Source organism: Kribbella sp. NPDC049584 (assembly GCF_040675555.1).
GTDB lineage: Bacteria > Actinomycetota > Actinomycetes > Propionibacteriales > Kribbellaceae > Kribbella.
The window spans coordinates 86,978-99,340 of the sequence record NZ_JBFAPF010000011.1 but is presented as its reverse complement, the minus strand read 5'-3'; the positions used below and the strand labels follow the sequence as shown (position 1 = coordinate 99,340).

Below are 12,363 nucleotides of genomic sequence, written 5' to 3'. Positions count from 1 at the left end.
TAACTTATGCGGATTGCCAACCGCGATCCGTCATCGGTTCGTAACTGTGGACAACCTGGCACCAATCCGCAGGTGCGGCGGTATGGTGTCTGGTGTGCCGAACTTGCGGGTGAGCGAGGCGGCCGCGCTTTTGGGGGTCAGCGACGACACGGTTCGGCGCTGGATCGATCAGGGGCGGTTGCCGTCGAATCAGGAGAGTGGCCGGATGGCCATCGACGGGCAAGCGCTCGCCGCGTTTGCCCAGGAGCTGGCCGACTCCCCGGAGCCCGGCCACACGACCGCCGCCTCGGCGCGCAACCGGATGCGGGGGATCGTCACCCGGGTGCTGAAGGACGGCGTGATGGCCCAGGTCGAGATGCAGGCCGGGCCGTTCCGCGTCGTGTCGCTGATGAGTCGTGAGGCCGCGGACGAGCTCGGGCTGGAGCCCGGGGTGGTGGCCGTCGCGTCGATCAAGTCCACCCATGTCGTCGTCGAAATACCGGAGGCCTGATGTTCCGCCGTACCGCGCTCGCCGCCCTCGCCACAGTTGCCGCCCTCACCATGGCCGGCTGTGGCGACGACAGCCCGGTGGCGTCGGCCCCGCCTTCGAGCGGTTCGAGCAGCTCCAGTAGCAAGGCCGCCGTGTCCGGCACCATCACCGTGTTCGCGGCCGCGTCACTGACCGGGACGTTCACCCAGCTGGGCAAGGATTTCGAGGCCGCGAATCCCGGCACGAAGGTGACCTTCAACTTCGCCGGTAGCTCCGCGCTCGCCAAGCAGCTCAACGAGGGTGCGCCCGCGGACGTCTTCGCCTCGGCGGCGCCGAAGAACATGGACGACGTGAAGGACAAGGGCACGCCGACGAACTTCGTCAGCAACACCCTCGAGATCGCCGTACCGAAGGCGAACCCGGGCAAGATCACCGGCCTGAAGGACTTCGCCGACAAGAACAAGAAGATCGCGCTCTGCGCCGTACAGGTTCCGTGTGGCGCGGCGGCCGACAAGGTGTTCAAGGCAACCGGCATCACGCCGCAGCCGGACAGCCTCGAGCAGGACGTGAAGGCCGCGTTGACCAAGGTCGGTCTCGGTGAGGTCGACGCCGCCCTGGTCTACAAGACCGACGTACTGTCGGCCAAGGACAAGGTCGAGGGCATCGAGTTCCCTGAAGCGAACAAGGCCGTGAACGAGTACCCGATCGCCACGCTGACCAAGGCTCCGAACGCTGCCGGCGCCCAGGCGTTCGTCGACTACGTGCTGTCCGCCAAGGGCAAGGCCGTCCTGAGCGCAGCCGGCTTCTCCGCACCGTGAGTCGCCGTGGCAGGAGCACGACCGGGAGACTGCCCCTCGTACTCCTGCTGCCTGCTCTCATCGGACTGGCGTTCCTGCTCGTCCCACTGATCGGTCTGCTCGCCAAAGCACCCTGGTCGACACTGCCGGCGAAGCTGCACAGTGCGGACGTCTGGCAGGCGCTGAGGCTGTCTCTGGTGTGCGCTACGTCTGCGACTGCGTTATGCCTCGTGCTGGGTGTTCCGCTGGCGTGGTTGCTGGCTCGAGGCGGGTTGCCAGGGCGCAGCTTGATCCGCGCGTTGGTGACTGTGCCTCTGGTGCTGCCGCCGGTGGTTGGCGGCGTCGCACTGCTGCTGGTGCTCGGCCGGCGCGGTCTGGTCGGTCAGTACCTCGACTCCTGGTTCGGGATCTCATTGCCGTTCACAACCGCCGGCGTGATCGTGGCCGAGGCGTTCGTGGCGATGCCATTCCTGGTGATCTCCGTGGAGGGTGCATTGCGCGCAGCCGACCCGCGGTACGAGGAAGCGGCTGCGACACTCGGCGCGGGCCGCTGGACCACGTTCCGCCGAGTGACGCTGCCGTCTATCGCGCCCGGGATCGTTGCAGGGACTGTGCTGTGCTGGGCGCGCGCACTGGGCGAGTTCGGCGCCACGATCACCTTTGCCGGCAACTTCCCTGGCCGTACGACGACTATGCCGCTGGCCGTCTACTTGGCACTGGAGACTGATCCGGATGTGGCCGTCGTACTGAGTCTGGTGCTGCTGTTGGTCTCCGTCGTCGTACTGGCGTCTCTGCGCGAGCGCTGGATCAGCGGGCTGCAATGACTCTGTACGCCGACCTGCAGGTGACGCGTGGTTCGTTCACGCTGTCCGTCGACCTGGCCGTGGAGCCAGGTGAGGTAGTCGCACTCCTCGGCCCTAACGGCGCCGGCAAGACCACAGCACTCCGTGCGATCGCCGGACTGCTTGCGCTGAACGGCGGACGCATCGCATTGGACTCCTCTGTCTGGGATGAGCCACCACGCACCTTCCGTACGCCGGACCGGCGACCGATCGGGGTGGTGTTCCAGGACTACCTGCTCTTCAACCACATGAGCTGCCGGGAGAACGTTGCGTTCGGCCTCAGAGCCCGCGGAGTCGAGAAGCAGACTGCCCGTGCAGACGCTGCCCGTTGGCTAGAGACCGTTGGACTGTCGGAGTACGCCGGTGCGCGCCCTCGCGCTCTATCCGGTGGCCAAGCTCAACGCGTGGCCCTGGCCCGCGCCCTGGCCACGGACCCCGAGCTGCTACTCCTCGATGAACCGCTCGCCGCCCTCGACGCCAGCACGACACTCCACGTCCGAGCCGAACTCGGCCAACACCTCCGCCGCTTCGAAGGCCGCACGCTCCTCGTCACCCACGACCCGCTCGACGCGATGGTCCTGGCCGACCGCCTGGTCATCATCGAGAACGGCCAGGTAGTCCAAGAGGGCAAACCCACCGAGGTAGCCCACCGCCCCCGCACCAACTACGTAGCCCAACTAGTAGGCCTGAACCTCTACCGAGGTACGGCAACCGGCACCACCGTCGAGTTGTCCGAGGGCGGCAGCATCACCCTCGCCGAACCAGCCACCGGCCCAGTCCACGTGGCCTTCCCACCCACCGCGGTCAGCCTCTACCTCACCGCCCCCGCCGGCAGCCCCCGCAACACCTGGCCGGCAGTAGTAACCGGCATAGAACAACACGCCCACACAGTCCGAGTCCGCCTCAACGCCTCCCCCACCGGCCCAGCCGACCTCCTCGCCGACATCACCCCCGCAGCCGTAGCCGACCTCCACCTAACCCCCGGCCAACCCCTCCAAGCCACCCTCAAAGCCACCGAGGTCCACACCTACCCGGTGTAGCTCAAGTCATGGCCAGGCGACGAACAGGTATGACGCCCGGCGCGATTGATGCAGAAGCCGGCAGGGAGGCACCGGCGATGAGCCGGAGGCGGGTGGGAGCGCGCGGAGCAGGTGCGGCGGAGGAGCGTCGCGACGACAGAGTGCCTGCGTAGTGGGCGCGGAGCTTGGGCGCGGTGAGGAGCGGGGCGACCGCGGAGCAGGTGCGGCGGAGGAGCGTCGCGACGACAGAGTGCCTGCGTAGTGGGCGCGGAGCTTGGGCGCGGTGAGGAGCGGGGCGACGAAGGTAGCGACCGCGGAGCGTGCGTGGGAAGGAACTCGCACGAGGTAGCGGGCGTGGGGTTACGGGTTGTGATGTGGTTGTCGCGGATTGACATGTTGTAACGGGGAGATTCGCGCTCAGGTTGTGCGATCCGGTAACGAAGAGTGTTTAGTTACTCACTCGTAGTGTGTGGGTTCTTCACATGAGAGTGATGACATCGTGCACTACGCCGAGCCCTAGGGCGGCGCCCAAGATGTGCCGGGGCACCACGAAAGGGGGTCGGACAGTCATGCATGAGAGTTACGAGTTCTATTGCCTTGCGGATCGGCGGTTCTACGAGACGCCGGCCAATCGCGGTGCTCAGCATCCGGATTTCGCCATCGCCGGGCGGGCGGTGCCGGACGGGTGGCGGCATGTGCCGGGTGAGCAGTGGATGCACTACGCGCCCGACAATCTCCGGCTGCCCGCGCAGGGATGGAAGATCCACGTGTCGGCCCGGTTGCAGGACGTGGAGCGGACGCTCGAGGCGGTGTGGGAGTACTGCGTCCCGCGCGGCATCGCGTTCAAGTTCCTGCGCAACGAAGCCGTCCTGGTGATGGTCAACTCGAAGGCTGCTCCCCGCGGGTCGAGCGGCAAGCTGGTGACGATCTACCCGACCGACGACGCCCAGCTCAAGCTCGTGCTCGAAGAGCTCAACGAGATCCTCGCCGGCGTCGAAGGCCCTTATATCCTGAGCGATCTGCGCTACGCCCAAGGCCCGCTCTTCGTCCGGTACGGCGCTTTCGTCAGCAGGCACTGCCTTTCCCAATCCGGCGAACGCGTCCTCGCCATCGAAGATGCCCAGGGCAACCTTGTCCCGGACCACCGCGGCCCGACCTTCGTCACGCCGCCGTGGATCACGCTGCCGGACTTCCTGCAGCCGCACCTCGACGCGCGCAACGCGGTCACCACGAACGACCTCGCGTACACGATCGACGGCGTCATCCAGTTCTCCAACGGCGGCGGCGTGTACGTCGGCCACCACAACGAGACCGGCGACCGCGTCGTGCTCAAGGAAGGTCGTCCGTACGCCGGGCTCGACATGTCCGGACGGGACGCGGTCGCGCGGATCTCCCACGAACGCGACATCCTCGAGCAGCTCGACGGCCTCGACGCCGTGCCGAGGACGCATGACTACCTGCAACTGGGTGAGCATCACTTCCTCGTGCAGGAGCACATCGACTCGGTGTCGCTGCAACGCGAGCTCGTACGGCGATATCCGCTGACCCACCCGGATGCCACCGAGGCCGACAAGGCGGAGTACGCCGAATGGGCGACCGCGATGATCGCCAAGGTCGGCGAGGCCGTGGGACAGCTGCACGAGCGCGGTGTCGTCTTCTGCGACCTGCACCCGGACAACCTGCTGCTCGACGCGGACGGCAAGCTGACGCTGATCGACTTCGAGGTCGCAACCAAGGCCGAGGACCAGGCCCGTTCCACGCTCGCGCATCCCGGGTATGCCGCTCCGCAGGACCGGCAAGGTGTCGACGTCGACCGGTACGCGCTCGCCTGCATCGCGCTCGGCGTTTATGCGCCGCAGGCAACCATCTTGCTGAACCTCCACCCGGGTAAGGCGTTCCAGCTCGCCGACATGATCGCCGACACCTTCCCGGTGCCGCGGGCCACGCTTGACGAGGCAGTCAACACCATCGTCGGCCCGGGCAAGACGCACGACCCGGCGATGGTCGACCTGGCGCTGCCGGGCGAGGCCGAGTGGACCGACGTACGCGACGCGCTCACCAAAGCCATCGTCGCCAGCGCGACGCCCGAACGCACCGACCGGCTGTTCCCCGGCGACATCGCGCAGTTCCGCGACGGCGGCGGCATCGACCTCGCGACCGGTGCAGCCGGTGTCCTGTACGCGCTGAGCAAGACCGGGGCCCGATTCCCGCAGTACGACGAATGGCTGCGCAAGCGGGCTGTCGACACCGAGACCGGACCGGGCCTGTACGACGGTCTCCACGGCGTCGCGCACGTGCTCGAAGACCTCGGCTACCGGCAGGATGCGCTCGACCTGGTCGACCGCACGCTCGCCGACGACTGGAGCTCCCGCGAGCTCGGCCTGCACTCCGGCCTCGCCGGCATCGGTCTGAACCTCCTGTACTTCGATACCGAGCCGACGCTTCGCGCGAAGGCCGTCCGCGTCCTCGATCTGGTTGCCGACCGGCTGCAGGTCGACGTACCGGAGATCAGCGGCGGCCAGCACGCGCGCGCCGGACTGATGTACGGATCGTCCGGGTCGGCGTTGCTGTTCCTCAACGCGTTCGAGCAGCTCGGCGACACCGGTCTGCTCGACCTTGCCGAGATCGCGATCCGGCAGGACCTCAAGCGGACTGTGCTCACCGACGACGGGATGCGCCAGGTCAATCAGGGCTGGCGGACCCTCCCGTACCTCGAAGAGGGCTCGGCCGGCGTCGCACTGGTCCTCGAGCGGTATTTGCGCCATCGGCCGTCCGAAGAGCTCGCTCTGACGCTCAAGGAGCTGAAGCGAGTCACGCACTGCGACTACTACGTCCAGCCCGGCCTGTTCATGGGTCGCGCCGGCCTGCTCCTCACCGCCGCAGCACTCGGCGAGGACCAGGCGACGGTCGACGACCTCGTGCACGGTCTCGGCTGGCACGCGATGCCGTTCGAGGGCGGCCTCGCGTACCCGGGCAACCAGCTGCTCCGTCTCTCGATGGACCTGGCGACCGGATCGGCCGGCGTGCTGCTGGCCCTGGGTGCGGCGCTGCACGATGCGCCGGTCGCCCTCCCGTTCCTCGGACCTCCCCAGTGGTCCGAGTCCATGTCCCGACGATCTGCACCGAAGGAGGTGTAAACACATGGCACTTCTCGACCTTCAGGGTCTGGAGACCCCGGGTTACGGCCACGGCGGCCACCACCACGGCGGCTCCACGCTGACCGTGCTGGGCTGCGCTTCGCAGACCCCGAGCAACCTGAGCCTGCTGCTCTGCCACTGATACGGCACCTGTAATGCCAGGTAGAGGCCCTGGGTGGGCTGCAATCCACCCGGGGCCGACCTGCATTCGGGTACCGGTCGGATCCGCCGGTGACCGACTCGCCTCGGTCGCCGGGCGGCTTCTTGTAGCTCAACGAACTGGTGCTCGTTGTGTTGGTGGGGGACGGAAGGAGAGTGAGGTGATCGATTCCGTGCAGTCCTATCCATGCGCCGAGCGCCTGTCGCTCGTGGAGCAGGTGCACGGTCGTAGTGTCGCGGACCCGTACCGCTGGCTCGAGGACTCCTCGACCGCGGAGACCAAGCACTGGTCAAGGGCTCAGGACGACCTGTGGCTGACGTACGCCGGCACGCTGAGCAGCCGGTTCCGCTGGAAGAACCGGGTGCGACAACTGTCCGAGGTCAGCAGCGTGTCCACGCCCGTCCGGCGTGGCGGCCGCTGCTTCACACTGCGGCGCGCGGCAGGTGAGCAGCCCGTACTCTTCGTCGACGAGACTCCGCTGATCGATCCGAAGCGGCTCGACCCGAGCGGACTGACCACGCTCGACGCCTGGCAGCCGTCACCGGACGGCACCAAGCTCGCGTACCAGCTCTCCCGCGGCGGCGACGAGCGTTCCACTCTGACCGTCGTCGATGTCACGACGGGCGAGCTCATCGACGGACCGCTCGACGGCTGCCGCTACTCCCCCGTCGCCTGGCTCCCCGACGGCAGCGCGTTCTACTACGTGCGCTTCCGTCAGGTACGCCGCCGCCGCCTGGGCGACGCCGACGACACCACGGTCCTCGACCGCGAAGCGTCGTACGGACTGGAGCTCAGCGCCGACGGCCGCTGGCTGACGATCTGCACGACGACCGATCTGTGGTTCGCGGACCTTTCGAGGGACGAGCCGCCCGCACACCTCCCGCAGGAAACCACCACGATCATGTCGGTCGGCCCCGACAACCGGCTGTACGTCGTGACCGCCGGCGGGATCCGCATCGGCGACCCGACCGAGCCGACTGTCTGGCGTGACTACATCCAGCTGGATGCACCGCTCACCGGCCTCGCGATTCTCGACGAAGTCGTCCTCACAAGCACAACCAGCACAATCACCGTCCACGATCGCGAGACCGGCAATTACCAAGCAGAGATCGACCTCCCAGGCTTCGGATCGGTCGGATCCCTGACCGCCCACCAGAATCAGGCCTGGTTCACCTACACGGACAGCGTCACGCCGCCCACGGTCTTCTGCTACCACGCGAGCACCGGCCAGACAACAGGCGCCAGTTGCAGCCGGGCAGCAGAAACGCAGCGGCTGAGCTACACGTCGCCCGACGGCACCGACCTCGAGCTGCACGTGATCGGCAAGCCAGGTGGACCGACGATCCTCTACGGCTACGGCGGCTTCGGGCAATCGCTCACCCCGACGTACTCCGCCTTCGCGCTCGCCTGGGTCGAAGCCGGTGGCGCCTTCGTGACCGCGACCGTTCGGGGCGACGCCGCACACCGCAACGCGACGAAGCAGCAGACGATCGACGACTTCATCGCCGCCGCCGAGTACCTGATCGCCGAAGGTTGGACCACCGCCGACGAGCTTGCCATCTGCGGTGAGTCCAACGGCGGGCTGCTCGTCGCGGCCGCCCTTACCCAACGGCCCGAGCTCTTCACCGCTGCTGTCTCCTCAGCCCCACTCACCGACATGCTCCGCTACGAGCTATCAGGTCTCGGCGAACGCTGGACCGCGGAGTACGGCTCGGTCAAGAACCCGCACGACTTCGAGACGCTGGCGAGTTACTCGCCGTACCACAACGTCAAGAGCGGCGTGAAGTATCCGGCGGTCCTGCTGACCGCTTTCGGGAACGACACCCGCGTGAATCCCTTGCACGCAAGGAAGATGTGCGCGGCGCTTCAGCACGCGACAGCAAGCCAACGTCCGGTGCTGCTCAGATTCGAGCCGGACGCAGGACACACCACCGGCGGGATCAACCTGGCCGCCGACATGCTGGCTTTCCTCGCGACCGAGACAGGCCTGGACCGATGATCACCTTCAAAGAGGTGGCGAAACGTGGTCGCGGCTGGCTGCCGCTGATCGGTCTCAACGCGCTCATCGGTAGCGGCGTGACGCTGGCCCTGCCGACCATCCTCGGTCGTTCCGTTGACGCGATCGTGGCCGGCAGCGGGTACACCCGCTGGCTGATCGCCGCCGCTGCGCTAATCGGCCTGGGCATCGCGGCGAGCATCGTCGACGCGTTCGCCGGCGCGGCCTGTGTCGCTGAGACCACGGCCTGGCTGCGTCATCGCCTGGTCCGGCACGTCGTCCGCGGCGGCCCGGCCGGGACGCGCGACTTCGAGACCGGTGACCTGGTCACCCGAGTGTCGGCCAACGCCACGGACGCCGCTCAGGCCGGACCTGCCGCGGTGACAGCCATCGCCGCGATCGCACCGCCGCTCGGCAGTCTCGTCCTCCTTGCGGTCATCGACCCGTGGCTCGCCGTCGCCTTCTTCGGCGGCGTGCTGCTCGTGATCCTCGTCCTGTGGACGTTCGCCAAGCGGACCGCCGACGTCAGCCTCAACTACCAGGAGACCCAGGGCCGGATCGCCGCCCTGCTGTCCGAGTCACTCACCGGCATCCGAACTATCACAGCCGCCGGCACGACGGAACGCGAAGAGCGCCGCATCCTCGGCCTCCTGCCCGAGCTCCACCGCAACGGCGTCGTCACCTGGCGGATCCTCGCCCGGTCCGGCGCGCAGGCCGCGGTCGTCGGCCCGCTCGTGCTCGTCGCCGTACTCGCGGTCGGCGGTGTGCAGCTCGTGGCCGGCCACATCACCGCGGGCGAGCTGTTCGCCGCCTCGCAGTACGCCGTGCTCGGTGCCGGTCTCGGCAACCTGACCGGTGTCCTCGGCGAACTCGCTCGCGCGCGGGCCGGCGTACGCAGGTCCGCCGAAGTGATCGCGATCGACCCGATCCCCCACGGCACGCTGCCGGTCCCGGCCGGACCGGGACAGCTCAGCTTCGACAGTGTCAGCGTGATCGCCGACGGGAATGTCCTGCTGGACAACGTGAATCTCGATCTTCCGGGCGGGCTGACCGTCGCTGTCGTCGGCCCGAGCGGTGCCGGCAAGTCGGTCCTCGCAGCGGTCGCGGCCCGGCTGCGGGACCCGTCGACGGGACAGGTCTCGCTGGACGGCGTACCGCTGCAGGCCATCAGCCGCCGTGACCTGCGTAGCGCGGTCGGCTGCGCCTTCGAGCGTCCGCAGTTGGTCGGACGCACGGTGGGCGAGGCGATCGATCCGCACGCGGTCAGCCCGATCCGGGCGCTGGCCGCGGCGCGTGCCACCCATGCCCACGACTTCGTCAGCCGACTGCCCAACGGCTACCTCACGTCATTGCGCAAGGCACCGATGTCGGGCGGCGAACGGCAGCGGCTCGGCCTCGCGCGCGCCTGGTCCGCCAGCCGCCTGCTGGTGCTCGACGACGCCACGTCGAGCCTCGACACGGCCACCGAGCGCCAGATCACCCGCACGCTGACCGAGGACCGGCACCACCGCACCCGCCTCATCGTCACGCATCGCCCCGCGACCGCGGCCCGTGCCGACCTGGTCATCTGGCTCGACCACGGCCAGATCCGCGCCATCGCCCCCCACGCCGACCTCTGGCACAACACGTCGTACCGAGAAATCTTCGGATGAAACGAGAGCTGTCGTACGGCGCCACCGCGCTGCGGAAACGAGCCACGGTGAAGTTGATCGCGTGGTCGGTTCCGGAGATCCTGCCGACGGCGGTGTACGGGATCGCGGTGGCGCGGGCGACGGACAGCTTTCTCGCCGGGCACGCCTGGCAAGGCATCGCCTGGCTTGCCGGGCTGGTCGCGACAGCAGGCCTCGGCGCTGCCGGGGCGCGACAGGTCTATGCACGGCTCGGCGACCTCGTCGAACCGCTCCGCGACGATCTGGTACGACGGGTCGTCGGCGGCGCACTGCGCTCCGGGGACGACGGTGCCGTCGCCCGGCTGAACCGGCAGGTGGAGATCGTCCGCGACACGTTCGCGGGATTGGTCCTGGTCCTGCGAAGTTTCGCGGTCACGTTGTTCGGCGTACTCACCGGTCTGCTGTCGCTGGCTCCGCTCGTCGCCGCGTTCGTCGTACCGCCGTTCCTCGTCGGGTTCGCGTTGTCGCTTGCGGTGCTGGGGATGGCGGCGGATCGGGTCCGCGCGTCGTTGACGGCTGACGAGGAGCTCGCGGCGTCGGCGGGCATGGTGTTCGGCGGCGTACGCGACGTCACAGCGGCCGGCACCGAGGAGTACGCCGAATGGTTGGTCGGCCAGCCGATCGAGGCTCACGCGGCCGCGGAGCGCGCGCTGGCGAAGGTCGCGGCCCTGCGGACGCTCTGCTTCGCGGTCGGGGGGTGGCTGCCGCTGCTGATCCTGCTCGCGACCGGACCGTGGCTGGTCGACCGCGGTGTCAGCACCGGCACGCTGCTCGGTGGACTCACCTACGTGCTGATCGGCTTGCAGCCGGCGCTGAACACCGTGATGAACGCACTCGGCGACAGCGGCCTGCGGTACGTGATCACGCTCGGCCGGATCCTCGACGCATCCACTCCGGTGGAACAGCCGCGGCCGGTCGATGAGCTGAAGGGCTATCAGGTCCGGCTGCGCGGACTGACGTTCGCGTACGGGCCGAACGCCGAGCCTGTACTCGAGAAACTCGAGCTGACCATCCCCGAGGGCGAGCACCTCGCGGTGGTCGGACCGAGCGGCATCGGCAAGTCGACGCTGGCCGGCTTGGTCTGCGGCATGCTCACCCCGACGGACGGCCGAGTGCTCCTCGGCGGGGCGCCACCGACCGAGGTGAACACAGACGAACTCGCGAGGACCAGGGTGCTGATCCCGCAGGAGGCCTACGTCTTCAGCGGCAGCGTGCACGACAACCTCACCTATTTGTTGCCCGATGCAACTACGGAGCAGGTCAGGCAAGCAGTCGAAGCAGTGGGTGCCACGCGGCTCATCGAGCGACTCGACGAGGTCCGGCCGGGCGAGCTGTCCGCCGGCGAGAAGCAACTGATCGCGCTGGTCAGGGCGTATCTCTCGCCCGCACCGGTGGTCGTGCTCGACGAGGCGACCTGCTTCCTCGACCCGGAGGCCGAGCGTCAAGCCGAAGAGGCGTTCGCCCAGCGCAACGGGACGCTGATCGTCATCGCCCACCGGATCAGCTCCGCCCTCCGCGCGCGCCGCATCCTCGTCCTCGACGGGAACAAGGCCGCGATCGGCACGCACGCCGGCCTGATGCGCACGTCGCCTCTCTACCGCGACCTGCATGGCAGCTGGACGCCCAGCGCTCAGATCCAGCCCGCATCCTGAGCTTTGCGGATCGCCTCGATTCGGCTCCGGGAGCCGGTCTTGGCGAGGATCCGGGACAGATAGTTCCGCACGGTCCCGGCGCTCAAACTGAGCGTGCGCGCGACCTCCTGCGCGGTCGCTCCTGTGGTGACCTGACGCAGTACTTCGCACTCGCGATCGGTGAGCGGATTGTCGCCCGCCTTCAATGCCGCCACAGCGAGGCGTACGTCGACCACCGGCAGGCCCTTCGCCACATCGCGCACGGCCTGGACCAGCTGATCAGTCGTCGCGTCAGTCGCGATCAGCCCGATCCGCGGCGCCTGCTTCACCAGCGCCAGGCTGGTGGCCGCGATGGCCTCATGGTCGATCAGCACGAGTACGCCGCGACCGGCGAGCTTGCGGCAGAGCTCCTCGATCCGGATCCGGCCGGGCAGCTGTGGATCGAGCAGGAACACGTCCGGGCGCCGCCCGGCCACCTGGAGGACTTCCTCCGAGCGGTCCAGCTCGGCCACCACGTCCAGGTCGTTCTCTCTTGCCAGCACCGCGGCCAGTGCACCACGCACCAACGTGCCGCGATGGCCGAGAGCCACTCGGATCACGCCTACTGCCCCCATCACATCCGTCGCCTCATCCGCCGGCGCC

10 protein-coding genes are annotated in these 12,363 nt (G+C 68.3%); 9 read left to right on the top strand and 1 reads right to left on the bottom strand.

Going from position 1 to position 12,363, the window contains the following annotated elements; all coding sequences use genetic code 11:
* Positions 1-82 precede the first annotated feature (82 nt).
* The 9 genes from AB0J62_RS31375 (at position 83) to AB0J62_RS31335 (ending at position 11,742) form a co-directional block, all read left to right on the top strand.
* Positions 83-490 carry a TOBE domain-containing protein gene (locus AB0J62_RS31375; RefSeq protein WP_363878611.1) on the top strand — a complete coding sequence of 136 codons (408 nt, stop codon included), beginning with the start codon at positions 83-85 and terminating at the stop codon, positions 488-490.
* The gene (gene modA / locus AB0J62_RS31370; protein WP_363878608.1) at positions 490-1,287 is read left to right on the top strand and encodes a molybdate ABC transporter substrate-binding protein; all 798 of its coding nucleotides are present in this window, start codon (positions 490-492) and stop codon (positions 1,285-1,287) included. Before AB0J62_RS31375 ends, modA begins: the two co-directional genes overlap by 1 nt.
* The gene (modB, locus tag AB0J62_RS31365) at positions 1,284-2,090 is read left to right on the top strand and encodes a molybdate ABC transporter permease subunit (RefSeq protein ID WP_363878605.1); all 807 of its coding nucleotides are present in this window, start codon (positions 1,284-1,286) and stop codon (positions 2,088-2,090) included. The genes modA and modB overlap by 4 nt, the downstream gene beginning before the upstream one ends.
* Positions 2,087-3,148, top strand: a complete 1,062-nt coding sequence (locus AB0J62_RS31360) for an ABC transporter ATP-binding protein (protein ID WP_363878601.1) — start codon at positions 2,087-2,089, stop codon at positions 3,146-3,148. The genes modB and AB0J62_RS31360 overlap by 4 nt, the downstream gene beginning before the upstream one ends.
* A gap of 548 nt (positions 3,149-3,696) precedes the next feature.
* On the top strand, positions 3,697-6,264 hold the full coding sequence (lanKC, locus tag AB0J62_RS31355; protein WP_363878598.1) for a class III lanthionine synthetase LanKC: 2,568 nt from the start codon (positions 3,697-3,699) through the stop codon (positions 6,262-6,264).
* 4 nt (positions 6,265-6,268) lie between these two features.
* Positions 6,269-6,406, top strand: coding sequence for a SapB/AmfS family lanthipeptide (locus AB0J62_RS31350; RefSeq protein WP_130387812.1), 138 nt, complete (start codon positions 6,269-6,271; stop codon positions 6,404-6,406).
* Between the two features lie 178 nt (positions 6,407-6,584).
* Positions 6,585-8,423 carry a prolyl oligopeptidase family serine peptidase gene (locus tag AB0J62_RS31345; RefSeq protein ID WP_363878593.1) on the top strand — a complete coding sequence of 613 codons (1,839 nt, stop codon included), beginning with the start codon at positions 6,585-6,587 and terminating at the stop codon, positions 8,421-8,423.
* The gene (locus AB0J62_RS31340) at positions 8,420-10,072 is read left to right on the top strand and encodes an ABC transporter ATP-binding protein (RefSeq protein ID WP_363878590.1); all 1,653 of its coding nucleotides are present in this window, start codon (positions 8,420-8,422) and stop codon (positions 10,070-10,072) included. The genes AB0J62_RS31345 and AB0J62_RS31340 overlap by 4 nt, the downstream gene beginning before the upstream one ends.
* Positions 10,069-11,742: an ABC transporter ATP-binding protein gene (locus tag AB0J62_RS31335; protein WP_363878587.1), complete on the top strand. Its 1,674-nt coding sequence runs from the start codon at positions 10,069-10,071 to the stop codon at positions 11,740-11,742. Before AB0J62_RS31340 ends, AB0J62_RS31335 begins: the two co-directional genes overlap by 4 nt.
* On the opposite strand, the gene AB0J62_RS31330 is transcribed toward AB0J62_RS31335, so the two are convergent.
* A complete protein-coding gene (locus AB0J62_RS31330) occupies positions 11,721-12,320 on the bottom strand; it encodes a response regulator transcription factor (RefSeq protein WP_363878584.1) in 600 nt (199 codons plus the stop codon). The genes AB0J62_RS31335 and AB0J62_RS31330 overlap by 22 nt on opposite strands.
* Between the last annotated feature and the right edge of the window lie 43 nt (positions 12,321-12,363).

Excerpts from the sequence above, each read along its gene's own strand:
- modA (WP_363878608.1), top strand. The coding sequence starts at position 490 with ATGTTCCGCCGTACCGCGCTCGCCGCCCTCGCCACAGTTGCCGCCCTC.
- AB0J62_RS31375 (WP_363878611.1), top strand. The coding sequence starts at position 83 with ATGGTGTCTGGTGTGCCGAACTTGCGGGTGAGCGAGGCGGCCGCGCTT.
- AB0J62_RS31350 (WP_130387812.1), top strand. The coding sequence starts at position 6,269 with ATGGCACTTCTCGACCTTCAGGGTCTGGAGACCCCGGGTTACGGCCAC.
- AB0J62_RS31360 (WP_363878601.1), top strand. The coding sequence starts at position 2,087 with ATGACTCTGTACGCCGACCTGCAGGTGACGCGTGGTTCGTTCACGCTG.
- lanKC (WP_363878598.1), top strand. The coding sequence starts at position 3,697 with ATGCATGAGAGTTACGAGTTCTATTGCCTTGCGGATCGGCGGTTCTAC.
- AB0J62_RS31335 (WP_363878587.1), top strand. The coding sequence starts at position 10,069 with ATGAAACGAGAGCTGTCGTACGGCGCCACCGCGCTGCGGAAACGAGCC.
- AB0J62_RS31340 (WP_363878590.1), top strand. The coding sequence starts at position 8,420 with ATGATCACCTTCAAAGAGGTGGCGAAACGTGGTCGCGGCTGGCTGCCG.